18 protein-coding genes and 1 pseudogene are annotated in these 23,654 nt (G+C 72.1%); 8 read left to right on the forward strand and 11 right to left on the reverse strand.

Annotated features, from left to right (window positions below; translation table 11 throughout):
• Positions 1 to 145 precede the first annotated feature (145 nt).
• Genes ACH4RC_RS33625 through ACH4RC_RS33660 form a run of 8 tightly spaced genes read right to left on the reverse strand, consistent with a single transcriptional unit; the run spans position 146 to position 10,224 of the window.
• Positions 146 to 724, reverse strand: a complete 579-nt coding sequence (locus tag ACH4RC_RS33625; protein WP_398207627.1) for a TetR/AcrR family transcriptional regulator — start codon at positions 722 to 724, stop codon at positions 146 to 148.
• Positions 712 to 1,455, reverse strand: coding sequence for an enoyl-CoA hydratase family protein (locus ACH4RC_RS33630; RefSeq protein WP_398207628.1), 744 nt, complete (start codon positions 1,453 to 1,455; stop codon positions 712 to 714). Before ACH4RC_RS33630 ends, ACH4RC_RS33625 begins: the two co-directional genes overlap by 13 nt.
• Positions 1,455 to 3,020, reverse strand: a complete 1,566-nt coding sequence (locus ACH4RC_RS33635) for a 4-coumarate--CoA ligase family protein (protein WP_398207630.1) — start codon at positions 3,018 to 3,020, stop codon at positions 1,455 to 1,457. The genes ACH4RC_RS33630 and ACH4RC_RS33635 overlap by 1 nt, the downstream gene beginning before the upstream one ends.
• 44 nt (positions 3,021 to 3,064) lie before the next feature.
• Positions 3,065 to 4,231, reverse strand: a complete 1,167-nt coding sequence (locus ACH4RC_RS33640) for an acyl-CoA dehydrogenase family protein (protein WP_398207631.1) — start codon at positions 4,229 to 4,231, stop codon at positions 3,065 to 3,067.
• Positions 4,228 to 6,105, reverse strand: coding sequence for an acetyl/propionyl/methylcrotonyl-CoA carboxylase subunit alpha (locus ACH4RC_RS33645; RefSeq protein ID WP_398207743.1), 1,878 nt, complete (start codon positions 6,103 to 6,105; stop codon positions 4,228 to 4,230). The genes ACH4RC_RS33640 and ACH4RC_RS33645 overlap by 4 nt, the downstream gene beginning before the upstream one ends.
• Positions 6,106 to 6,125: 20 nt before the next feature.
• Positions 6,126 to 7,727 carry an acyl-CoA carboxylase subunit beta gene (locus ACH4RC_RS33650; RefSeq protein WP_398207633.1) on the reverse strand — a complete coding sequence of 534 codons (1,602 nt, stop codon included), beginning with the start codon at positions 7,725 to 7,727 and terminating at the stop codon, positions 6,126 to 6,128.
• Positions 7,724 to 9,367, reverse strand: a complete 1,644-nt coding sequence (locus ACH4RC_RS33655; RefSeq protein WP_398207744.1) for an acyclic terpene utilization AtuA family protein — start codon at positions 9,365 to 9,367, stop codon at positions 7,724 to 7,726. Before ACH4RC_RS33655 ends, ACH4RC_RS33650 begins: the two co-directional genes overlap by 4 nt.
• A gap of 59 nt (positions 9,368 to 9,426) precedes the next feature.
• Complete coding sequence (locus ACH4RC_RS33660) at positions 9,427 to 10,224, reverse strand: TIGR03084 family metal-binding protein (protein WP_398207635.1); 798 nt, start codon at positions 10,222 to 10,224, stop codon at positions 9,427 to 9,429.
• A gap of 78 nt (positions 10,225 to 10,302) precedes the next feature.
• On the opposite strand from ACH4RC_RS33660, the gene ACH4RC_RS33665 reads away from it, so the two are divergent.
• The 4 genes and pseudogenes from ACH4RC_RS33665 (at position 10,303) to ACH4RC_RS33680 (ending at position 14,576) form a co-directional block, all read left to right on the forward strand.
• Entirely contained in the window at positions 10,303 to 10,854 is a 552-nt protein-coding gene (locus ACH4RC_RS33665) for a hypothetical protein (protein ID WP_398207637.1), read from the forward strand.
• An 18-nt stretch (positions 10,855 to 10,872) separates the two neighbouring features.
• Positions 10,873 to 11,013: pseudogene (locus tag ACH4RC_RS33670) on the forward strand (transcriptional regulator); the annotation flags it as partial.
• Between the two features lie 16 nt (positions 11,014 to 11,029).
• Positions 11,030 to 11,224 (forward strand): hypothetical protein, encoded by a 195-nt coding sequence (locus ACH4RC_RS33675; RefSeq protein WP_398207639.1) that lies wholly within the window; start codon positions 11,030 to 11,032, stop codon positions 11,222 to 11,224.
• Between the two features lie 109 nt (positions 11,225 to 11,333).
• Complete coding sequence (locus ACH4RC_RS33680) at positions 11,334 to 14,576, forward strand: FG-GAP-like repeat-containing protein (protein WP_398207640.1); 3,243 nt, start codon at positions 11,334 to 11,336, stop codon at positions 14,574 to 14,576.
• A 73-nt stretch (positions 14,577 to 14,649) separates the two neighbouring features.
• Here ACH4RC_RS33680 and ACH4RC_RS33685 read toward each other — a convergent pair whose 3' ends face one another.
• Both ACH4RC_RS33685 and ACH4RC_RS33690 read right to left on the reverse strand, forming a co-directional pair.
• Positions 14,650 to 15,567, reverse strand: coding sequence for an EamA family transporter (locus ACH4RC_RS33685; RefSeq protein WP_398207746.1), 918 nt, complete (start codon positions 15,565 to 15,567; stop codon positions 14,650 to 14,652).
• Between the two features lie 180 nt (positions 15,568 to 15,747).
• Positions 15,748 to 18,552, reverse strand: a complete 2,805-nt coding sequence (locus ACH4RC_RS33690; protein WP_398207642.1) for an FAD-binding and (Fe-S)-binding domain-containing protein — start codon at positions 18,550 to 18,552, stop codon at positions 15,748 to 15,750.
• A 312-nt stretch (positions 18,553 to 18,864) separates the two neighbouring features.
• Between ACH4RC_RS33690 and serC the strand changes: the two genes are divergently transcribed.
• Positions 18,865 to 19,983, forward strand: a complete 1,119-nt coding sequence (gene serC, locus ACH4RC_RS33695) for a phosphoserine transaminase (RefSeq protein ID WP_398207643.1) — start codon at positions 18,865 to 18,867, stop codon at positions 19,981 to 19,983.
• Positions 19,984 to 20,038: 55 nt separating this feature from the next.
• On the opposite strand, the gene ACH4RC_RS33700 is transcribed toward serC, so the two are convergent.
• A complete protein-coding gene (locus ACH4RC_RS33700; RefSeq protein WP_398207645.1) occupies positions 20,039 to 21,082 on the reverse strand; it encodes a WD40 repeat domain-containing protein in 1,044 nt (347 codons plus the stop codon).
• Between the two features lie 68 nt (positions 21,083 to 21,150).
• Between ACH4RC_RS33700 and ACH4RC_RS33705 the strand changes: the two genes are divergently transcribed.
• From ACH4RC_RS33705 to ACH4RC_RS33715, 3 genes are all read left to right on the forward strand, one after another.
• Positions 21,151 to 21,819 carry a GDSL-type esterase/lipase family protein gene (locus ACH4RC_RS33705; protein ID WP_398207647.1) on the forward strand — a complete coding sequence of 223 codons (669 nt, stop codon included), beginning with the start codon at positions 21,151 to 21,153 and terminating at the stop codon, positions 21,817 to 21,819.
• Positions 21,820 to 21,902: 83 nt separating this feature from the next.
• On the forward strand, positions 21,903 to 22,481 hold the full coding sequence (locus tag ACH4RC_RS33710) for a Uma2 family endonuclease (RefSeq protein WP_398207648.1): 579 nt from the start codon (positions 21,903 to 21,905) through the stop codon (positions 22,479 to 22,481).
• Between the two features lie 60 nt (positions 22,482 to 22,541).
• Positions 22,542 to 23,528, forward strand: coding sequence for an aldo/keto reductase (locus tag ACH4RC_RS33715; RefSeq protein WP_398207650.1), 987 nt, complete (start codon positions 22,542 to 22,544; stop codon positions 23,526 to 23,528).
• Positions 23,529 to 23,654 lie beyond the last annotated feature (126 nt).

Genomic DNA, 23,654 nt, shown 5'->3' on the forward strand with positions numbered 1-23,654 from the left:
GCGTCTCCTGAAGCCGCAAACCTCCGGAGGTGCGGGAACGGCGCGAGCGACCACGACGGCGTCGCACGTTACCGCCGGAGGAATGCCGCCCGCAGTGCGCGTTCCAGGGGCGCGGGGAACTGCGCGGCCAGCCACGACGCGAGGGTCAGCCGAGTACGCGGTCCACGATCGGGGTCCACTCCTCCACGACCCGTGCGCGACGAGCGCTGTCGTCCGTCAGGAGGTGGGCCAGGCCGAGCCCACGCCCCATGTCGAGGAGGCCCTGGACCACCTCCCGGACCCCGGGGACCGACTCGTCCGCCCCGAGCAGGCGCACAGCGATACGGTGCGTCTCCCGGCCGACTCTCGCCTCCAGCTCCGCGACCCGGTCGCCCAGCGCGGGCTCGTTGGACGCGGCGACCCACAGGTGCAGCGCCGCGCGGAACAGCGGGCCCGTATACAGATCGACCAGGGCCGCGACCGCCTCCGCCCGGCCCTGCGGACGCAGCCCGCGCAGAGCCGTGGACCGTTCCTCCGCGACGTACTCGACCGCCGCCGTGAACAGGTCCTCCCGGGTCGGGAAGTGGTGCTGGGCGGCGCCGCGCGAGACCCCGGCGTGCTCGGCGACGACGGAGACGGTCGAGCCGGACCAGCCGTGGGCGGCGAGGCACGCCACGGCCGATTCCAGGAGCTTCTGCCGGGTGGCGCGCGAGCGGTCCTGCTTCGGTGGGGTCACAACACCCATGCGGGGTCCCGTCGTTCGAGAAAGGCGGTCATCCCTTCGCGGGCCTGGGGCGAGCCGAACAGCTGCGCCGACAGCGCCGTGAGGGACTCGGCGTCCCGGTCGAAGGCTTCCAGGACCTTAACCGTGAGCAGGGTCTTCGTCTCGGCCAGCCCCTGGGGCGACGCCTTGCGCAGGCCGTCGAGGATGGGGGCGAGAACCGCTTCCACGTCCGGGCCCGCCCCCGTCACCAGCCCGATCCGCGCCGCCTCCGCCGCGTCGAACCTCTCCCCCGTCAGGTAGTAGCGGGCCACCGCGCGCGGGTCGAGCCGTGGCAGCAGTGGCAGGGAGATCACGGCGGGGGCGACCCCGATGCGTACCTCGGTGAAGGCGAAAGTGGAGACCTCCGACGCCACCGGGATGTCGCAGGCGCCGAGCAGCCCGAGCCCGCCCGCGCGCACGTGTCCGTCGACCCGCGCCACCACCGGTTTGGGCAGCTCGACGATCTGCCGGAAGAGTCCGACCAGGGCGTTCGGGTCCGGCGGGTCGCGCAGGTCCGCACCCGCGCAGAAGGTGTTGCCGGTGTGGGCCAGGACCACGGCCCGTACGTCGCGGTCCTTCTCCGCCTCCCTCAACCGGTCCGCGACTTCGCCCACCAGCGCCGACGACAGCGCGTTGCGGTTGCCCGGCGAGTCGAGGGTGCAGAAGGCGATGCCGCGCGTGTGCGCCACCCGCACCAGGGGTTCCGTCGGCACTAGCCCTCCCTCAGCTCGCGGCGCAGGATCTTGCCGGACGCCGCGCGCGGTACGCCGTCGATGAAGGCGACGCGGCGGACCTTCTTGTACGGGGCGACGCGTTCGGCGACGTACGCCGTCACGTCCTCGGCGGTGAGCGTCTTGTCCTCGCGGACGATGAACGCCTTCGGGATCTCGTTCCCGTCCTCGTCCGTCACCCCGATGACGGCCGCGTCCGCGATGCCGTCGTGGGTGAGGAGGAGCGCCTCCAGTTCGGCCGGGGCGACCTGGAAGCCCTTGTACTTGATCAGCTCCTTCACGCGGTCGACGATGAAGAGCCAGCCGTCGGCGTCCACCCGGCCGACGTCGCCCGTGTGCAGCCAGCCGTCGCGGTCGATCATGTCGACGGTGGCCTGGGGGCGGCCGAGGTAGCCCTTCATGACCTGCGGGCCCCGGATGAGGACCTCGCCGGGTTCGCCGGGGGCCGCGTCCTTCGCCGGGTCGTCGAGGGAGAGCAGCCGCATCTCGGTGGAGGCGACGAGTTTGCCCACGGTGCCGGGCGGCGCGTCCTGCGCGTGCAGCGGGACGACATGGGTGCCGGGCGAGAGCTCCGTCATGCCGTACGCCTGGCCGACGGGCGGCAGGCCGAGCCGGCGCGAGCAGGCCAGGGCGAGTTCGGCGTCCAGGGGCGCCGCCGCGCTGATGACGTACCGCAGCGAGGAGAGGTCGTACCCCTCCACCGCCGGGTGCTTGGCCAGGGCCAGGACGATCGGCGGGGCCACGTAGAGCGCGTTGATGCGGTGTTTCTCGATCGCCGCGAGGAACGTGCCGAGCTCGAAGCGCGGGAGGACGACCACCGTCGCGCCCTGCCGCAGCGGGGCGTTCATGAGCGCCGTCAGGCCGTAGATGTGGAAGAAGGGCAGGACGGCGAGGATGCGGTCGCCGGGGCCCATCGGGATGAGGGGTTCGAGCTGGGAGAGGTTGGTGGCGATGTTGCGGTGGGTGAGCATGACGCCCTTGGGGACGCCCGTCGTGCCCGAGGAGTACGGGAGCGCCGCCACGTCCTCGGCGGGGTCGAGGGTGACGGCGGGCGTGGGCGCGCTCGTGCCGAGCATGTCGAGGAGCGAGCGGTGGCCCGACTCCCCCGCCGGGTCGCAGACGAAGATCTCCCGTACGCCGCCCGCGAGTTCGGCGGCGGCGCGGGCCGCGTCGAGGAGCGGGGTGACGGTGACGATCCAGGACGCGGCGGAGTCCCGTAGCTGTTTGGCGAACTCCTCCGGGGTGGCCAGCGGATGCACGGTCGTCACGGAGGCGCCCGCGCGCGTGGCCGCGTAGAAGGCGACCGGGTAGGCGACCGTGTTGGGGCTGTGCAGGGCGACGACGTCTCCCTTGCGCACCCCTGCCTCCACCAGCCCGGCCGCGATCGCCCGGTGGAACTGGTCGAGCTGCGCGTACGTGATCGTCGTGCCGGCCACCCCGTCTACGAGGGCGGGGGTGTCGCCGCGGGCGGCGGCGCTCCCGAGCACGGCGTCGTGAATGGGCCGGTCGACGACGGCGACGTCCTCGTACTCACTCCTGTGCACCATGCTGAACTCCTCATCCGCGAATCCACGAAGGGCTTGCAGGGCTCTCAGTACGACTTGGGCAGTCCCAGGCTCTGGTGGGACACGTAGTTGAGGATCATTTCCCGGCTCACGGGCGCGATCCGGGCCACGCGCGAGCCGGTGATGAGCGAGGCGAGGCCGAACTCGCGGGTCAGACCGTTCCCGCCGAGCGTGTGGACGGCCTGGTCGACGGCGCGTACGCACGCCTCGGCGGCGGCGTACTTGGCCATGTTGGCGGCCTCGCCCGCGCCGATGTCGTCGCCCGCGTCGTACAGGCGGGCCGCTTTCTGCATCATCAGGCGGGCCAGTTCCAGCTCGATGTGGACCTGGGCGAGCGGGTGCGCGATGGCCTGGTGGGCGCCGATCGGGGCCTTCCACACGGTGCGCTCGTTGGCGTACTCGACGGCGCGGCGCAGGGCGTAACGGCCCATGCCGATGGCGAACGCGGCCGTCATCACGCGCTCCGGGTTGAGTCCGGCGAACAGTTGGAGGAGCCCCGCGTCCTCGTCACCCACGAGAGCCTCCGGGGGCAGCCGCACCCCGTCAAGGGTCAGCTCGAACTGCTTCTCGGGGGCTTGCAGTTCCATGTCGATGCGGCGGCGCTCGAAGCCCGGGGTGTCGCGCCCGACGATGAAGAGGCAGGGCTTGAGGTTTCCGGTGCGGGCGTCGGACGTGCGGCCCACGATGAGCGTGGCGTCGGCGATGTCCACGCCCGATATGAAGACCTTGCGGCCGGTGAGGATCCAGGAGCCGTCGTCGTCCTTGCGGGCGGTGGTGGTGATGCGGTGCGAGTTCGAACCGGCGTCGGGTTCGGTGATGCCGAAGGCCATGGTGCGGCTGCCGTCGGCGAGCCCCGGCAGCCAGGCGCGCTTCTGCTCGTCGGTGCCGAAGCGGGCGATGACGGTGCCGCAGATGGCGGGCGAGACGACCATCATGAGGAGAGGAGACCCGGCCGCGCCCAGCTCCTCCAGGACGATGGACAGCTCGCTGATGCCGCCGCCTCCGCCGCCGTACTCCTCGGGCAGGTTCACGCCCAGGTAGCCGAGTTCGGCGGCCTCGGCCCACAGCTCCTCGGGGTGCCCCCCGGCCGCGGTGACCTTGGTCATGTAGTCGCGGCCGAACCGCTTGCCGAGCGCGGCGACGGCGGCGCGCAGCGCCTGGTGCTCCTCGGTTTCGAGTACGGGGCTGTTCACGACGCTTCCTCCTGGACTACGGCCTCGGCCTCGGCCTGGACCACGGCGAGCAGAGCGCCGACCTCGACCTGGTGGCCGACGGCGGCGTGCAGAGCGGTGAGCGTTCCGGTGGCGGGAGCGGCGATGCGGTGCTCCATCTTCATCGCCTCCAGCCAGATCAGGGGCTGTCCCGCGGTGACGGTGGCGCCCTCGGCGAGCCCGTCGGCGACGCGGACGACGGTGCCGGGCATCGGCGCGAGCAGGGAGCCCGGGGCGCGTTGCGCGCTGGGGTCGGTGAAGCGGGGCAGGGCGGTGAGCGCGGCGCCGTTCACGTACACACGGTCGCCGTACGCCGCGACCGCGTACTTGCGCCGCACACCGCCCACTTCGAGGACGACACGGCCGGGCGCGGCGTGCACGACGCGCACCCCGTCGGCTTCGAGTCCGGCGCGGGTGTGGCGGTAGCGGACCTCGTGCTCGGTGCCGTCGGGTTCGGTGCGGTAGCGCTTGAGCAGGGGCTGCGAGGGCACGTTGCGGAAGCCGCCGAAGCGGTGGTGGCGCGTGGTGGCCAGGGCGGCGGCGAGCGGTGCGTACGGGTCCGGGTCCGGGGCCGTCAGGCCGGCGAGGTGCCGCTCGTAGAACCCGGTGTCCATACGGGCGCCGTTGAACTCGGGGTGGCGCAGGGACCGTACGAGCAGGTCGCGGTTGGTGACCGGGCCGTGCACCTCGGCGCGTTCCAGGGCCCCGGCGAGGGCGCGGACGGCGGCGGCGCGGGTCGGCGCGTGGGCGACGACCTTGGCGAGCATGGCGTCGTAGTGGACGCCGATGGTGTCGCCGTCGGTGTACCCGGTGTCGAGGCGCACCCCGTTCGGTACGGACAGCCGGTGCAGGGTGCCGGTCTGCGGGGCGAAGGCGGCGGCCGGGTCCTCGGCGTACAGGCGCGCCTCGACGGCGTGGCCGCGCGGGGCCGGCGGCTCTGGATCGAGCGCGTCGCCCTCGGCGATCCGCAGTTGCAGCGCGACGAGGTCGATGCCGAACACAGCCTCGGTGACCGGGTGCTCGACCTGGAGGCGGGTGTTCATCTCCAGGAAGTGCGCGGTGCCGTCGTCCGCGACGAGGAACTCGACGGTTCCGGCGCCGACGTAGCCCGTGGCCCGTACGGCGCGCTCGCTCAACTCGTGCACACGACGGGTGATTCCGTCGGTCAGTCCTGGGGCCGGCGCCTCCTCGATGACCTTCTGGTGGCGTCGCTGGAGCGAGCAGTCGCGCGTGCCGAGCGCCCAGACGGTGCCGTGCGCGTCGGCGAGGACCTGGACCTCGACGTGGCGCCCGCCCTCGACGTACGGCTCGACGAAGACCTCACCGTCGCCGAAGGCGGAGAGGGCTTCGGCGCGGGCGGCCTCCGTTTCGGCGTTCAGACGGTCCAGTTCGCGTACGACCCGCATGCCGCGTCCGCCTCCCCCGGCCGCCGCCTTCACGAGGACGGGCAGATCGGCCTTCGTGACCTCGCCGAGCGGGGCGATGCCCATCAGCTCCTTGGCGCGCGTCTTGGACGCCATCGCCTCGATCGCCCCGGGCGGCGGCCCGATCCAGACGAGCCCGGCGTCGGTGACGGCGCGCGCGAACGCGGCGTTCTCGGAGAGGAAGCCGTAGCCGGGGTGGACGGCGTCGGCGCCCGCGTCGAGGGCGGCCTTCACGATCAGGTCGGCGCGGAGGTAGGTGTCGGCGGGGGTGGCGCCCGGAAGGCGTACGGCGAGGTCGGCCTCGCGGACGTGGAGGGCGTCGGCGTCCGGGTCCGAGTGCACGGCGACGGTACGGATGCCCAGGTCACGGCAGGTGCGAAAGACGCGGCAGGCGATCTCGCCGCGGTTGGCCACGAGGACGGAGTCGATCACTGAGGTAGTCATTGGCGGGCTCACATCCGGAAGACGCCGAAGCCGCCGCGGGCGCCCTCGTACGGTGCGGTGTGCAGGGCGGACAGGCAGATGCCGAGGACGGTGCGGGTGTCGCGCGGGTCGATGACGCCGTCGTCGTAGAGCCGTCCGGAGAGGAACATCGGCAGGGACTCGGACTCGATCTGCTGCTCGACCAGGGCGCGGAGTGCGGCGTCCGCCTCGTCGTCGTAGGGCTGTCCCTTCGCGGCGGCGGACTGCCTGGCCACGATCGAGAGGACGCCCGCGAGCTGCTGCGGCCCCATGACGGCGGCCTTGGCGCTGGGCCAGGCGAAGAGGAAGCGGGGGTCGTAGGCGCGGCCGCACATGCCGTAGTGCCCGGCGCCGTAGGAGGCGCCCATGAGGACGGAGAGGTGGGGGACGCGGCTGTTGCTGACGGCGTTGATCATCATCGAGCCGTGTTTGATGATGCCGCCCTGCTCGTACTCCTTGCCGACCATGTAGCCGGTGGTGTTGTGGAGGAAGAGGAGGGGGATGTCGCGCTGGTTGGCGAGCTGGATGAACTGGGCCGCCTTCTGCGACTCCTCGCTGAACAGGACGCCCTGGGCGTTGGCGAGGATGCCGACGGGGTAGCCGTGGAGGGCGGCCCACCCGGTGACGAGGCTCGCCCCGTACAGCGGCTTGAACTCGTCGAAGTCGGAGGCGTCGACGACGCGGGCGATGACCTCGCGCGGGTCGAACGGCACCTTCAGGTCGTCCGGCACGATCCCGAGCAGCTCCTCGGCGTCGTACTTCGGCGGTTCGGCGAGGGCGGGCGGGTCCGCGTACGCCTTGCGGTGGTTGAGGCGGGCGACGACGCGGCGGGCCTGGCGGATCGCGTCCCGCTCGTCGACGGCGAAGTGGTCGGCGAGCCCGGAGGTGCGGGCGTGCATCTCGGCGCCGCCGAGCGATTCGTCGTCGCTCTCCTCGCCGGTCGCCATCTTCACGAGGGGCGGTCCGCCGAGGAAGACCTTGGCCTTCTCCTTGACCATGATCACGTGGTCGGACATGCCGGGGATGTAGGCGCCGCCGGCGGTGGAGTTGCCGAAGACGACGGCGACGGTCGGTATCCCGGCCGCCGAGAGGCGCGTGATGTCGCGGAAGATCGCGCCGCCGGGGATGAAGATCTCTTTCTGCGACGGCAGGTCGGCGCCGCCGGACTCGACGAGGGAGACGCAGGGGAGGCGGTTGGAGAAGGCGATCTCGTTGGCCCGGAGGGCCTTCTTCAGGGACCAGGGGTTGCTGGCGCCGCCGCGCACGGTCGGGTCGTTGGCGGTGATGAGGCACTCGACGCCCTCGACGACCCCGATCCCGGTGACGAGGGAGGCGCCCACCGTGTAGTCGCTGCCCCAGGCGGCGAGCGGCGACAGTTCGAGGAAGGGCGTGTCGGGGTCGAGGAGCAGCTCGATGCGTTCGCGGGCGAGCAGCTTGCCGCGCCCGCGGTGCCGCTGTACGTACTTCTCGCCGCCCCCGGCGAGGGCTTTCGCGTGCTCGGTGTCGAGCGCGTCGATCTTTTCGAGGAGGGCCGCGCGGTGGGCGGCGTAGTCGTCGGACCGGGTGTCCAGGGCGCTGGCCAGGACGGTCACAGGAGTGCCTCCGGTATGTCGAGGTGGCGGGAGCGCAGCCATTCGCCGAGCCCCTTGGCCTGCGGGTCGAAGCGGGCCTGCGCGGCGACGCCCTCGCCGAGGATCCCCTCGACGGTGAAGTTGAGGGCGCGGAGGCTGGGCAGGACGTGGCGGGTGACGGGCAGGCCGGCCGTCTCGGGGAGGAGTTCGCGGAGCCGTTCGACGGTGAGGGTGTGGGCGAGCCACGGCCAGGCGGCGTCGGTGGTCGCCCATACGCCGATGTTGGCGTCGCCGCCTTTGTCGCCGCTGCGGGCGCCGGTGAGCCGGCCCAGCGGGGCTCGGCGGGTGGGCCCCTCGGGTGGCGCCTGCGGAAGCGCGGGTCCGTCGACGGGGGCGAGCGCGCGGGTGGGCCCGGTGTACGCGGCCACGTCGCGGCGCTCCCCGTCCGGCAGCACGGCGATGTGCGGCACGTCCTCGCGGTCGACGTACGCGGCCTCGAAGACGCCGTACGGGGCGCCCTTGCCGGGCGGGGCGGTGACGTGGAACCCCGGGTAGGAGCCGAGGGCCAGCTCGACCGCGGCGCTGCTGAGGGCCCGTCCGACGGCGTCCTGGTCGGGGTCGCGCACGACGAGCCGGAGGAGGGCGCTGGAGGTCTCCTCGGTGCCGGAGTCGGGGTGATCGGTGCGGACGAGTGTCCAACGGGTGGAGTTGGGCCGGGCTTTGGCGGCGGCCAGTATGTCGTCCATCTGCTCGCGTACGAGCGCGGCCTTGGCCTCGATGTCGAGCCCGGTGAGGACGAAGACGACCTCGTTGCGGAAGCCGCCGAGCCGGTTCAGGCCGACCTTGAGGGTGGGCGGTGGCGCTTCGCCGCGTACGCCGTGGATACGGACGCGGTCCTCGCCGGCCTGCTGGATCCGGACCGTGTCGAGGCGGGCGGTGACATCGGGTCCGGCGTACCGGGCGCCGCCGGTCTCGTAGAGGAGCTGGGCGGTGACGGTGCCGGTGTCGACGAGGCCGCCGGTGCCGGGGTGTTTGGTGATGACGGCGGACCCGTCCTCGTGGATCTCGGCGAGGGGGAAGCCGGGGTGGCGCAGGGAGCGCGGGTCGTGCCGGGCGAACTGGGAGTAGTTGCCGCCGGTCGCCTGCGTGCCGCACTCCAGGACGTGCCCGGCGACGACCGCCCCGGCCAGCCGGTCGTACGCGTCGGGGGCCCAGCCGAAGTGCCGGGCGGCCGCTCCGCTGACCAGGGCGGCGTCGGTGACGCGGCCGGTGACCACGACGTCGGCACCGGCGTCCAGGCAGGCGGTGATCCCGGCGCCGCCGAGGTAGGCGTTGGCGGTGAGGGCGCCGGGGAAGCGGCCGGTGGGGAGCAGGTCGTCGCCCTCGACGTGGGCGACGCGGAGGGGGATGGAGAGGCGGTCGGCCAGGCCGCGTACGGCGGAGGCGAGCCCGGCCGGGTTGAGCCCACCGGCGTTGGTGACGACCTTGACGCCGCGCTCGACGGCGAGCCCGAGGCATTCCTCCAGCTGCCCGAGGAACGTACGGGCGTAACCGCGCTGGGGGTCCTTGAGCCGGTCGCGGCCGAGGATGAGCATGGTCAACTCGGCGAGGTAGTCGCCGGTGAGGACGTCGAGCGGCCCGCCGGTGAGCATCTCCTTCATGGCGTCGAAGCGGTCGCCGTAGAAGCCGGAGGCGTTGCCGATGCGGAGTGGGGGCCGGGTCACCGGGCGGCACCCTTCGGGGGCCGTCCCTGTCCGGGTGGCCCGGCGAAGGCCTGGGCGATGTCGAGCCAGCGGTCGGCGTCGGGCCCTTCGGCGCGCAGGCCGAGATCGGCGCGGTGGGCGCGCTGGGTGACGAGGAGGCAGAAGTCGAGGGCGGTCCCGGTGACGCGCTGGGGGGCGTCGTCGGGCCCGTAGACCCACGCTTGCCCGTCCGGCGCGACGAGTTCGACGCGGAACTCGGTGCCGGGGGCGGGGAGTCCGTGCACGGCGTGGGCGAAGTCACGCGCGCGGACGCCGATGCGGGCGACGTGGCGGAGCCGGTCGGTGGGCGGGCGTACGACGCCGAGCGCGTCGGCGACGTCCTGGCCGTGGGCCCAGGTCTCCATGAGCCGCCCGGTGGCCATGGAGGCGGCGGACATGGGCGGCCCGTACCAGGGGAATCTGGTCTTGGCGGCGGCGGCGCCCCGCAGCACCTTCTGCAACTCCTCGCGCCCGTCGCGCCATTGCGCGAGCAGCGCGGCGGGCTCTTGCGCGGCCCCGGCATCGGCGCCGTCGTCCACGAACGAGTCCGGCGCGGCGACGGCCTTCTCCACCTCCCCCGCGAACGCGTCCGGGTCGTTCATCGCGAGCAGCGCGGCGCGGTCGGTCCAGGCGAGGTGGGCGATCTGGTGGGCGACGGTCCAGCGGGGCGCGGGGGTGGCCCGGGCCCATACCTCCCGGCCCAAGTCCTGCACCAGCTCGTCGAGTTCCTGGCTCTCGGCCCGCAGGTCGTCGAAGACGGACAGCGGTTCGGACACGGGGCGCTCCCCTCCGGGGCGTTTCGTGGCGCGGTTGGTTCGGAGCATGGCAGCGGGCCCAGAAACAAGCAAGCGTGCTTGCATGAAAATCTCGGCACCGACGACGGGGCGTCTGCGACCCTGCTCCCCATAAACCTCCTCGATGTCCTGGTCACCATGGCGGGAACCGGCCGGCTCGGACCGGTCTCCGTCGGGGCCGGCCTGGACGCCGTGACGGCGGTGCTCGGTGCGCCCCAGGACTTGGGCCCGACAAGCAGGAGACGCGCCTGGCCCCGCCGCTTCGCCTACGGCGACCTGGAACTGCTCGTCTGCCGCTGCCGCAGGGTGAACCTGTTCTCGTTCCCGACGTGGCGCGACACGATCGCGCTCCCCGCACCCTCCGTCAACGGCGAGCCGTTCAGCTCCCCAGGAGCCCCATCCCGAGCGAACGTACTCGCGGCTCTGGACGAGGCATCCTGCCCTTGGGAACCAGCCCCGCCCTTCACCCTCCCCGGCCAGAGCACCCTCCGAGTGGCCCCGACGAACGCGGCGTTCACCTTCATGGACGCGGGGCACGACGACTTCATCCTGTACTCGATGTGCCTGCCGGGCGACGGGCACGGATGCCCGCCGCCCGGCACCAGGCCCTAGCTCACCCCGTACGCGACCGACTCCGCGCACGGCCCTGAGTTCACCCATGCCGAGGCCCAACTGGCCAAGTACCGTGCCCACCTTGACTGGATGAACGCCGCGGCAGCGCCCACGAGGGCGTCACGCGACCTCATCCGTGCCATCGCCCGCGACTTCTGACCGCTACGGAGTGACAGTGAACGCCGACATCACCTGGGAAGAGCCCTTCTGCGGCGAAGGCAACAACTGCTTCCGCCTCGGCACCGACACCATCGGCAACGCCTACATCACCCTCAACGGCGCCGAACACACCTACCTCACCGACACCCGCGAAGCACTCCGCGCCCTCATCCTCGACATCAAGGCAGGCAAGGCCGACCACCTGCTCTGACTCTGTGACGCATTGATCACGGCTGCTAATCTCGCCCTGCCCGCGCGGGGACGATCGGCGCCTTCAGCAGCCTCCTCCGTGGTGGGCACCCTGGGGAGGGACTTCTTTCGTGACTCATCCGTCGGACAGACGGGCCCCGCGCCGTTCGCGCGCCCTCGGCCCCCTCGCTCTCGTGGCCACGCTGGCCGTGGCTGGCACGCTGGCCGGGGCGGTGGGCGGCGCGACGCCCGCCGTCGCCGCGACCGCCTCCGCCGATCCCGTCGTGATCAGCCCGGGCGCCCGCTACGTGCCCCGCGCCACCATCGTCCTGAACGCCGGTGAGACCGGGTTCCTGACCGCCCAGGAGGGCGACGACCGCCTCCGTTGGATCGACTACGCCACCGGCGCGGCGACCGTCCTTGATCACCGGCTGCCGGAGCCGCTCGCGTACGACGTGGACAGCTTCCGCTTCGACGCGTACCCGGCGGACTTCGGGCACGGCTCCGACACCGTCGCCGTCTACGCCGACTCCCCCGCCCCGCACGTGACGCTCCAGCAGGGCGCCGGCACCAGCGGCACGGCTGTCACCGTGCCCGTCCCGGACGGGCAGTCCTACGTAGCGACCTACGGGGACACCGTCATCACCCGGACCGGCACGGAGACGGCCGTGGAGAGCCTGCACCTGCTGCGCGTCGGCGACGACGGGCAGGTGCGGGACCAGGAGCTGGCCGGGCTGCCGCAGGGGTGGAACCTCACCGTCGGCGAGGGCGATGCCCGGTCCGTGGCCGTGCGCGGCATCAGGTGGGAGGACGACATGATGTCCCAGGGGTGGTGGGTCGTCGACCTCGCCACCGGGAACCTGAAGGAACTCTCCTCCAGCGGCGACAGCGTCTCCTTCGACCAGGACACCGTGCTCCATGTCGGCGCCCCGGAGCCCTACGCCGCCCAGGTGTACCGCCGGGACGACCTGGACGCCGAGCCCGCCACCCTCGACCTGCGGGAGGTGCCATTCAACGACGTCGTCCGGCACTTCGGCGACGACCTCGTCACCGTCACTCCGCCCAACCCCGGCAACAACGAGTACCGGGGCAACACGCTCGTACTCCGCGACACCTCAGGGCAGTACCTGAAGTCGCTGCTCGCCGTCGCCTCCACCTCAGTGCACCGCACGCCCAACGGTTCGCTGCTCGTGACCGGGGCCGAGGAGAGGACCGACCAGGGCACCCTCGACTGGGGCTACTACCTCTTCACCCGCGCCGCCGACGGCACCATCACCCGCAAGCGCCTCGCGGACATCGAGGACCGGGAGGCCGAGCCCGCCGGTATCGCCCTGGGCAGCGGCATCCTCACCACGGCCGACGACTCGCAGGGCTACTCTCCCGGCACCGTCATCGGCGGGTACCGCAGCACCTGGCTGAGGACCTCCGGCCGCCCCGAGGAGCTGAACTCGACCACCGACAGCCTCGTATCCGGCCGTGACGACGACTGCGGCGTGGCCGGATACACCTACTGCATCACCATGTTCGCGAGCGGCGACGGCTACCACGGCCGCAAGGAGGCGACCGAGCAGGACGTCACCATGCTGTACAAGAACGGTGGCGCCTCGTGGGGGCCGAGGGTCGACTCAGGGCTCGGCAGTCCGCAACTCGTCGACCTGTCCGGGCGGTTCGGCGTGGTGAACCAAGGCTGGGGCGGACGCCAATCCGTTCTGCAGTTCACCGAGCCCGACTCCGGCAAGGGGCTGCTGAAGCGGGAGCCTGTCGCGGCCTCGGTCTGGGGCAGCACGTTGTGGAGCGCCGTCGGGAGGTGGAACGACACCGGTTCCGGGGTGTCCACCAAGGTGACGGCCCAGACCCTGCCGTCGGGCACCGCCAATGAGACCTTCGACGCCGGATGCGTCCCCGAGGACCTCCAGGCCGTGGGGCGATACGTCTACTGGCGGTGCAGCGACTCCTACGACTACTACAGGGGCGCCGGTGTCTACGACCGGCAGAGCAAGGCGGTCGTGCGGCTCGGCACCGACGACGCGCTCCTCGGTGACGGTTACCTGGTGCGCCGGTCCGACGCGGCCGGTCTCACCCTCGTGGACCTGCACGGCGGGCTGACGACCGCCACCAAGGAAGCGGACCTGCCGCAGCGCGTCGTCGTAAGCGCCGCCGACCTCGGTGACCGGACCGTGCGCCGCTCCGGCTGGACCGTCGACCGGTTCGGCGGGCACATCGCCTACGTCGGCGCGGACCGGCGCGTGCGCATCGTGCCGTCGGGTGTCCCCGCCTCCAAGGTCGCCGTCATCGACGCGGAGACCTCATCCACCCTGGACCTCAAGGCCGACGCTCCCGCATGGACGCCACGCTGGTGGCTGTCCAAGCCCGCCGCCTCCTGGTCCCTCGCCCTGAAGCACAAGGCGAGCGGCAAGGTCGTCCGGACGCTGACCGGCGGCGAGGTCCGCGGGCAGCTCGCCACCTCCTGGGACGGGAAGAACGCGAGCGGCAAGCTCGTCGCCAACGGCGCCTACACCTGGACCCTGACCGTGAAGCCCGCCGACGGGGCGGGCGGTGACCTCACGGCCTCCGGGAGCGTGGGTGTGCGCGGCGGCGCCGCCGTGTGGCGGGACATGGGCGGGGACGACGGCATCGGCGACCTGCTGACCATGGAGCCGGACGGTGGCACGTTCCTCTACAAGGGCGTGGGCGACGGCACGCTGGCCGCGCGTACCGCCGCGGGCGGCACCAAGTTCGACCCGAGCACGCTGCTCGTACCCGTCGGGGACGTCGACGGCGACCGCTGCGACGACGTGCTCGCCCGCGTCGGCAACCAGTTGCGCGCCTACCGCCCCGGCTGCGGGAAGATCGTCTCCGCGTCGTCGCCGTACACGGTGATCGGTTCCGGCTGGGGACAGTACGACCGTCTGACCTCGCCCGGCGACCTCAACGGTGACGGCTACGTCGATCTGATCGCGCGCCAGACCACCACCGGCGACATGTACTTCTACGCCGGTACGGCCGACCACACCCTGAAGACGAAGGTGCGGATCGGCACCAACTGGAAGCTGTACACGCGCGTCGTCGGCGCGGGCGACCTCAACGGTGACGGGCGCGGCGACCTGCTCGGCGTCGACAAGTCCGGCTATCTGTGGCGCTACTACGGCACGGCCGCGGGCGGCGTGACCGCGCGGGTCAAGATCGGCCCCGGCTGGTCCGCGTACACCGCGCTCGTCGGACCCGGTGACCTCACCGGTGACGGCCGCGCCGGGCTCCTCGCCCGCGACTCCGCGGGCAAGCTGTGGCGGTACGCCTCCACCGGTGACGGCAAGTACGCGCCGCGCGTGCTGGTCGGCACGGCCGGCTGGAACAGGTTCAAGGACCTGCACTGAAACACCGAAGCACCGAAGCACCGAAGCACCGAAGCACCGAAGCGCTGAAGAGGGGTTGAGACGCGCGCGCGGCTCAGCCCCTCTTCGGCCGCCGCCCCACCTGCGTCCGCACCGCCCCCATGCTCGCCCCGATGACCAGGGCGATCGCCAGGGCCTGCAGCCACGTCAGGGCCTGGCTCAGGACGAGGAAGCCGGCCAGGGCGGCGATCGCCGGTTCGAGGCTCATCATGACCGCGAACGTGGACGCGGGCAGGCGGCGCAGCGCGATGAGTTCGAGGGTGTAGGGCAGGACCGAGGAGAGGACCGCGACGGCCGCGCCGAGGCCGATCGTCACCGGGTCGAGGAGCCGGGTGCCGGCCGTCGAGATGCCGAGCGGGAGGCTGAGCACGGCCGCCACCGCCATCGCGAGGGCGAGCCCGTCGGCCTGCGGGAAACGGCGGCCCGTGCGGGCGCTGAAGATGATGTACGCCGCCCACATGCCGCCCGCGGCGAGCGCGCAGGCCACGCCGACCATGTCCAGGCCGCCGACACTCTCCCCGGCGCCGCCGAGCAGGAAGACGCCGCACAGGGCGAGCCCCGCCCACAGGAAGTTGATCAGGCGGCGCGAGGCGATGACGGAGAGGGCGAGCGGGCCGAGCACCTCGAAGGTGACGGCGAGGCCGAGCGGGATACGGGCCGCGGCCTGGTAGAAGATCATGTTCATCCCGCCCATGGCGACGCCGAACGCGACGACCGTGCCCCAGTCCGCGCGCGAGTGCCCGCGCAGCTTCGGCCGGCAGACCACTATCAGCACCAGCGCCGCCACGACCAGGCGCAGCGTCACGACGCCGACGGCGCCGGTGCGCGGCATCAGGCTCACCGCGAGCGCCCCGCCGAACTGCACGGACACGCACCCGGCGAGGACCAGACCGACCGGGCCGAGGGCTCCCCGGCGGCCCGTGTGCTCCGTACCGGCTCCGTCGTTCCCGACGAGGGCGGCGGCCTCCGGCACCGGAATCTGCTGCTGTTCGGTGTGCGAGCCGCTCACTGTGCCCTCGCCCCTTTCCACCTGAGTTCACTCTGTTGGACTTACCAGTCCACGGTACTGCACTACATGTATCGCGTGGAACTCCACGCTAAAAGCCCCGGGCGCGGCCTGTGAAATGCCTTCTGCGCTGAACTGAGCTGAGCGTCAGTCGGGGAGCCCGTCGGCCAGCACCTCCGCCAGATGCCGGGCCCGTACCCCCGCCAGCTGTTCCACCTGCGTCCGGCACGAGAACCCGTCCGCCAGGACCAGCGCGCCCTCCCCCGCCGCCCGGACGCCCGGCAGCAGCGACTCCTCCGCGCAGGCGACGGACACCTCGTAATGCCCGCGCTCGAACCCGAAGTTCCCGGCGAGCCCGCAGCAGCCGCCGCTCAGCTCCCCCTCCAGGCCGGCCCGTTCCCGTAGCCTCCGGTCGGCCGCGTCCCCGAGCACCGCGTGCTGATGGCAGTGCGTCTGCCCGACGACCGGCCGGTCGATCCGGGGCGGCGTCCACTCCGGCGCGAACCGCTCCAGCGCCTCCGCGAAGGTGACGACGCGCTCCGCGAGCGACCCCGCGCGCGGATCACCGGACAACAGCTCGGGCAGGTCCGAACGGAGCGCCGCCGCGCAGGACGGCTCCAGGACGACGACGGGCAGCCCGGCGGCGAGCACCGGTTCCAGCAGTTCCAGGGTGCGGCGCTGCACGGCGCGGGCACGGTCGAGCTGCCCGGTGGACATATAGGTCAGGCCGCAGCAGACCCGCGCGGGTGGCAACGCCACCGTCATCCCGGCCACCTCCAGGACCCGTACCGCCGCGTCCGCCACGCCGGGCGCGAGATGGTCGGTGAACGTGTCGGGCCAGAGCACGACGGCCGGTCCCGGCCCACTGCTCGGCGCGAGCGCGCGATGCCGCCGCCCCCGGCTGAAGGCCCTCGTCGCGAGCCGGGGCACGTCCCGCTCCCCGGCGATCCCGCCGACCCGCTTCACGAGGGAGGCCAGCCCCCTCACCCGTACGAGCCGGTTGACGGCCCGCGCCGTCCGCGTCCGCTCGACCAGGCGGAGCCACCTCGGCAGCCACCCCATCGCGTAGTGCGCCATCGGCCGCCGCCGCCCCGCGTAGTGGTGGTGCAGGAACTCGGCCTTGTACGTGGCCATGTCGACGCCGACCGGACAGTCGCTCCTGCACCCCTTGCAGGACAGACACAGATCGAGCGCGTCCCGCACCTCCGTGGACCGCCAGCCGTCGGTGACGACCTCACCGGCGAGCATCTCGTGCAGCAGCCGCGCCCGCCCGCGCGTGGAGTGCGCCTCCTCGCCGGTGACGCGGAACGAGGGACACATGACACCGCCCCCTGGAGCGGGCTCGTGGGTCCGGCACTTGGCGACGCCGACACACCTGCGCACGGCGGCCGAGAAGTCCCCGCCGTCCTGCGGATACCCGAAGGCGACGTCCACCGGTTCGCGCGGCAGCACGGCGAACCGCAGGTTCTCGTCCAGCCGGGCGGGCCGTACGAGCATGCCCGGGTTCAGCACGTCGGCCGGGTCCCACACGCCCTTGACCCGCTCGAAGAGGGCGACGAGCTCCGGCCCGTACATGGCCGGCAGCAGCTCGGCGCGGGCCTGACCGTCCCCGTGCTCACCGGAGAGCGACCCGCCGTGCGCGACGACCAGCGCGGCCAACTCCTCCGAGAACCGCCGGAAGCGCGCGACCCCGCCCCCGGTCAGCAGATCGAAGTCGATCCGGACGTGAATGCACCCGTCACCGAAGTGCCCGTACGGGGTTCCGCGCAGTCCGTGCTCCCGCAGCAGCCCCCGGAACTCCCGCAGGTACGCGCCGAGCCGCGCGGGCGGCACCGCGCAGTCCTCCCAGCCGGGCCACGCCTCGCTGCCGTCCGGCATCCGCGTCGCGGTGCCGCTGGCGTCCTCACGGATGCGCCACAGCGCACGCTGCCCGGCCCGATCGTCGACGACCAGCGCGTCGTGCACGTCCGCCGCCCGCACGATCCGCTCGGCGGCGGCCCGCGCCTCGGCGGGCGTCGCGCCCCCGATCTCGACGAACAGCCACGCACCGCCCTTCGGCAACCCCGCTCCGCTTGCCGGTACGAGGTCGGCGGCCATCCCCTCCACGGTCAGCGGCCCGTACGGGAGCAGGCCCGCGGCGGCTTCGGCGGCGGCGCTCTCGTCCCCGTACCCGAGCACGGCGAGGGCGGTGGCCGCCGGGGCCTCCACCAGCCGGACCGTCGCCTCGGTCACGAGCCCGAGGGTGCCTTCGCTGCCGCAGAAGAAGCGGGCCAGGTCGGTGCCGTGCTCGGGCAGCAGCGCGTCCGCGGCGTAGCCGGAGATACGGCGGGGCAGGCCGTCGTACGGGGCGAAGCCCGTCCTGAGGGTGCCCAGCTCCTGGGCGACGAGCGTGCGGAGTCCCCGCGGGGCGCCGTCCCACCCCTTCCCGAGCCGGTACGAGGATCCGTCCGCGCCCGCGACGTCCAGCGCGGCCACGCTGTCGGCGGTCGTCCCCCAGGCCACGGAGTGCGAGCCGCACGAGTTGTTGCCGATCATTCCGCCGAGCGTGCAGCGGCTGTGCGTGGAGGGGTCGGGGCCGAACCGGAGCCCGTGCGGTTCGGCTGCCGCCTGGAGCCGGTCGAGTACGAGGCCGGGCTGTACGCGGGCGATGCGCGCGGCGGGGTCGATGTCGATCAGCCGGTTCATGTACCGGGTGAAGTCGATGACGATGCCCGTGCCGGTGGCCTGCCCGGCGATGGAGGTGCCGCCGCCGCGCCCCACGACCGGGACGGCTCGCTCCGCGCAGAGGTCGAGGACGGCGCGGACGTCCTCCTCGTCCCTGGGCGCGACGACGCCGCGCGGGACCCGGCGGTAGTTGGAGGCGTCCATGGTGTGCAGCGCACGGGCCCCGCCCCCGAAGTCGACGTCACCCCGTACCCGCCCCCGCAGGGCCCTCTCAATGTCCTCAGCCATACGCCCAGCATGACGGGGCCCACCGAAGGCCGCGCACGTTCCCGACTGCCACACCTCTATGGGGCTGCGGCGGAGCCGCATGCCTCAGGGGCGCGGGGAACTGCGCGAGCAACCACGACGCGGCCCGCACCCGACAACGCGCCCACCCAAGACAGCGGCGCAGCCGCGTCGCAGGGGCGCGGGGAACTGCGCGACCAGCCACGACGCGACCCGCACCCGGCGACGATCCCGCCCGGCCCTCGGCCGAGACCCCGTATCTCAGACGCCGGACAAGCCCAAGGCCCGCCAAATCCACCCGCTACCCTCCAAGACGTGGCTGAGATCCAGATTCCCGCTGACATCAAGCCCGCCGACGGACGTTTCGGCGCTGGCCCCTCCAAGGTGCGGACCGAGGCGCTGGACGCCCTGGCCGCCACCGGTACCTCCCTGCTCGGCACGTCCCACCGCCAGGCCCCGGTGAAAAACCTGGTCGGCCGCGTGCGCGAGGGCGTGAAGGACCTGTTCTCCCTCCCCGAGGGCTACGAGGTCGTCCTGGGCAACGGCGGCTCGACCGCGTTCTGGGACGTGGCGACGCACGGCCTGATCGAGAACAAGTCGCAGCACCTGAACTTCGGCGAGTTCTCCTCCAAGTTCGCGAAGGCGTCGAAGCTGGCCCCGTGGCTGGCGGAGCCCACCGTGATCGCCTCGGACCCGGGCACGCACCCGGAGCCCAAGGCCGAGTCCGGCGTCGACGTCTACGGCCTGACGCACAACGAGACCTCGACCGGTGTCGCCGCCCCCATCAAGCGCGTGGCCGGTGCCGACGAGGGCGCCCTCGTCCTGGTCGACGCCACGTCCGGCGCGGGCGGCCTGCCCGTCGACATCGCCGAGACGGACGTCTACTACTTCGCCCCGCAGAAGTCGTTCGCCTCGGACGGCGGCCTGTGGATCGGGATCTTCTCCCCGGCGGCGATCGAGCGCGCCGAGCGCGTCCACGCGTCGGGCCGCCACGTCCCGGAGTTCTTCTCGCTGCCGACGGCGATCGACAACTCCCGCAAGAACCAGACGTACAACACCCCGGCGCTCGCCACGCTCTTCCTGCTCGGCGAGCAGCTGGAGTGGATCAACGGCCAGGGCGGCCTGGACTGGTCGACGGCGCGGACGAAGGACAGCTCGACCCGCCTGTACTCGTGGGCGGAGGAGTCGAAGCACGCGACGCCGTTCGTGCCGGACCCGGCGAAGCGTTCGCAGGTCATCGGCACGATCGACTTCTCGGACGACATCGACGCGGCCGCCGTCGCGAAGGTGCTCCGCGCCAACGGCATCGTCGACACGGAGCCGTACCGCAAGCTGGGCCGCAACCAGCTGCGCGTCGCGATGTTCCCGGCGATCGACCCGGCCGACGTGCAGGCGCTGACGGCCTGCGTCGACTACGTCATCGAGAAGCTCTGACGTTCACCGCGCCACCGGGGGGACGCGCAACGCGACAGCCCTCCGGTGGCGCGGCTCACTTCGCCTTGGGCTTGCGGACCATGCGCCCCACGCCGAGCACCAGGAGCAACACCACGGCCGCCCCGACGGCCCCGGTCTTCCCGGTGAGCCCGCTGTCCCCGCCGCCCCCGTCGGACGCGCCCCCGCTCTTTCCGGAACCGGTACCGGAGCCGGAGCCGGAATCACCCGCTCCCTCGACCTCCACCGGCTCCACCGAGCTGTCTCCGCCCTCGCTCCCGTAGAGAAGCGTCCGGCCGTCGACGGTGTACGTCACGGATTCGCCCTGCCGCTGCATCGGCACGCTCAACTGCCCCTCGCGCTCGGGCTTCCCGTTGTTCCACGCGTACGAGACGCCGCCGAAGTAACCGCGTAGAGCGAGCTGCTCGCCATCGGGCGAGAAGGCGCCGTCGGTCACCCACAGGTCCATGTCCGCGACGCGCTTGAAGACGTTCGTGCCCGACGAGTTCAGCGGGTCCGGGCCCTCGTAGAGGCCGCCGCCGTCCTCGTCCTTCTCGACGATGTAGACCCGGCCGGTCTTGGGGTGGACCATCATCGCCTCGGCGTTGCGCGGCCCGTCCGCGTACTTCACGACGTACTGGGTGGCGCGCACGGTCTGGTCGCGCAGCTCCTTCGGCTCGGGCAGCTTGTAGATCCACACGTGGTCCCACTTGCCGCCGAGGTTGTCGCCGATGTCGCCGACGTAGATGTTCCCGTCGGGGCCGACGGAGATCGCCTCGACGTCGCGCGGGTCGCCGATGCCGGTGAGGGTGAGCCGGGCGACGGTCTTGCCGCTGCGCCCGTCGACGGCGTAGATGTACGGGCCGTCGTCGCTGTCGTTGTGGGTCCAGTAGACGCCGGGGTGGGCGCGGGATGCGGCGAGGCCGCTGGACTCGGTGATGCGCGGGTCCTGGATGGTGAAACCGTCGGAGCCGGCGGGCCGGTCGTCGGCGAGCGCCGGACCGGCGGCGAGACCGCCGAGCAGCACAGCGGCGGCGGCGACCCCACCCACCCGCGAGGACACCCACGGGAACACGCGCGAGGACAGCTTGTACGAACGCATGCCCCCAGCTTGCCAGGCGTGTTCGGTCTCACACGCACGCGGTCCGAGTGATCGACGATGATGAGCGGATGCTCAGGTTCATGTGCGTCGGTGACTCGATGACGATAGGAAGCGCGGGCGAACACACCTGGCGCCACCGCATGTGGCTCCACCTGCGCGCCACCGGCACCGACTGCGCCTTCGTCGGCCCGCGCACCGCCCTGCACGGCGGCGGCCACGCCTACGCCGACCCGGACTTCCCGCAGGCGCACTTCGCGGGCTGGGGCGAGGGCTGGCAGCACATGGCCCCGGCGATAGCGGACGCGGTCACCGAGACCCGCGCCGACGTCCTCCTGATCTCCCTCGGCCTCATAGACCTCGGCTTCTACACGAACGCCGAGCAGACCGCCGAGAACGTCCGCCGCTTCGTCACCGAGGCCCGCACCGCCGACCAGGCCCTGCGCATGGTCGTCCTGCCGGTGATCCCCAACATCCGGGCCGAGTCCGACGCCCCCTTCGCCGCGCAGGTCGCCCACTTCAACACCCTGCTGGCCAAGGTGGTCGCCGACCTCGACGAGCCCCGCTCCCCGCTCCTCCTCGCCTCGGTCCCGGACTCGTACGACATCCACACGGACACCTACGACGGCACCCACCCCAACGCCTCCGGCGAACACAAACTGGCCGCGTCCTTCGCCAACGCCCTCCACCAGGCGTGGGGCATAGGCGCCCCGTACGCCGCCCCGCTGTCCCTGGCGTGATCCCGGCGTGCCCTGGTGACCGTGCGTATCGTTGTACTGCGCGGTCGCCCGTTCTCGTCGGGCGGCCGGGGAGGAGCGCCAGGATGACCGCCGAGGCAATCGACAGGATCGACATGGCGACGATGAACGAGCAGATCTTGGACGAAATGTTCGCGCAGATGACCATCCCCGAGGGCTACAAGGCCGAGATCGTCGAGGGGAACGTCTACATGTCGCCGCAGCGGGACACGCACTGGGACATCATCCTGGGCATCATCGAGCAACTGCGGGTCAAATATCCGCGCAGGAGCATCAAGTCCGACGTTCGCATCGACTATCCGGGCCACCTGAACGGCTTCGCCACGGACCTGACCCTCGTGTCGGAGACCGCGGTGAAGAACGCCAAGGGCTTGTGGCTCTGGCAGGACGTCATGTTCGTCGTCGAGGTCATCTCCCGGGGCACCGGAACCAACGACTACGGCCCCAAGAAGGCCGCCTACGCCGCCGCCGAGATCCCCGCCTACCTGATCGTCGATCCCTACCAGGGCCGGTGCCATCTCTACGCCCGGCCCAAGGACGGTGACTACCTCACCGAGACCACGGTCGCCTTCGGCATGGATGTCGACCTCACCTGCACCCCGGTCGGCCTGACCATCGACACCGTCGACTTCGACCGCGACTGACACCCGGCGATACCCCCAACCCTTGCCTAGAGCGCACTCCACGTCCTTGGCTTGTGGACCATGAAGTACACGCAGCTCGGACGCACAGGACTCAAGGTCAGCAGGCTCGTTCTCGGCACGATGAACTTCGGGCCCGAGACCGACGAGGCCGACAGCCACTCCCTCATGGACGCGGCGCTGGCCAGTGGCATCAACTACTTCGACACCGCGAACGTGTACGGCCGCAGCGAGAAGGGCCGTACCGAGGAGATCATCGGCAACTGGTTCGCCAAGGGCGGCGACCGGCGCGACAAGACCGTCCTCGCCACCAAGGTCTACGGGAACATGGCCGGCACCACGCCCGTCTGGCCCAACCACGACCGGCTCAGCGCGGTGAACATCCGCCGCGCCGTCGACGCCAGCCTCAAGCGGCTGCAGACCGACTACATCGACATCTACCAGTTCCACCACATCGACCGCGCCACCCCGTTCGAGGAGATCTGGCAGGCGATCGACGTCCTCGTCCAGCAGGGCAAGATCCTCTACGCGGGCTCCTCCAACTTCCCCGGCTACAAGATCGCCCAGGCCAACGAGGCCGCCGCCCGCCACGGCCGGCTCGGCCTCGTCAGCGAGCAGTGCCTGTACAACCTGGCCGAGCGCCGCGCCGAGATGGAGGTCATCCCGGCCGCGCAGGACTATGGCGTCGGCGTCATCCCGTGGTCCCCGCTCGGCGGCGGCCTGCTCGGCGGCGTCCTCAAGAAGGAGAGTGAGGGCAAGCGCCGCAAGGACGGCCGCAGCGCGAACTCCCTGAAGAACTCCAAGGTGCGCGAGCGGGTCCAGGCGTACGAGGACCTGCTCGACAAGCACGGCATCGAGCCCGGTGAGGCGGCCCTGGCGTGGCTGCTCACCCGGCCGGGCGTCACGGGCCCGATCGTCGGCCCGCGCACCCAGGAGCAGCTCGACTCGGCGCTGCGCGCGGTCGAGCTCGAACTGAGCGAGGAGGTTCTGACGGGCCTCGACGAGATCTTCCCGGGGCCTGGCCCGTCCCCGGAGGCGTTCGCCTGGTAGCGGCGCCGCCCGGGCACGCACGGGTACGGGGCGGCGGCCGACGGTGTCAAGCGCCGACGGCCGCCGCCACCGCCACCACGACGAACATCAGCACAAGCACCCCGGCCATGATCCGGTTCCGCGTCT

Origin of the sequence: Streptomyces sp. NPDC016845, assembly GCF_044332585.1 — a bacterium.
In the GTDB taxonomy this organism is placed as follows: Bacteria; Actinomycetota; Actinomycetes; order Streptomycetales; family Streptomycetaceae; genus Streptomyces.

Bases quoted from the DNA above. Each gene is read 5' to 3' on its own strand.
- ACH4RC_RS33625 (WP_398207627.1), bottom strand. From the start codon at position 724: ATGGGTGTTGTGACCCCACCGAAGCAGGACCGCTCGCGCGCCACCCGG.
- ACH4RC_RS33635 (WP_398207630.1), bottom strand. From the start codon at position 3,020: ATGGTGCACAGGAGTGAGTACGAGGACGTCGCCGTCGTCGACCGGCCC.
- ACH4RC_RS33655 (WP_398207744.1), bottom strand. From the start codon at position 9,367: ATGAAGGAGATGCTCACCGGCGGGCCGCTCGACGTCCTCACCGGCGAC.
- ACH4RC_RS33690 (WP_398207642.1), bottom strand. From the start codon at position 18,552: ATGGCTGAGGACATTGAGAGGGCCCTGCGGGGGCGGGTACGGGGTGAC.
- ACH4RC_RS33700 (WP_398207645.1), bottom strand. From the start codon at position 21,082: ATGCGTTCGTACAAGCTGTCCTCGCGCGTGTTCCCGTGGGTGTCCTCG.
- ACH4RC_RS33705 (WP_398207647.1), top strand. From the start codon at position 21,151: ATGCTCAGGTTCATGTGCGTCGGTGACTCGATGACGATAGGAAGCGCG.
- ACH4RC_RS33710 (WP_398207648.1), top strand. From the start codon at position 21,903: ATGACCGCCGAGGCAATCGACAGGATCGACATGGCGACGATGAACGAG.
- ACH4RC_RS33715 (WP_398207650.1), top strand. From the start codon at position 22,542: ATGAAGTACACGCAGCTCGGACGCACAGGACTCAAGGTCAGCAGGCTC.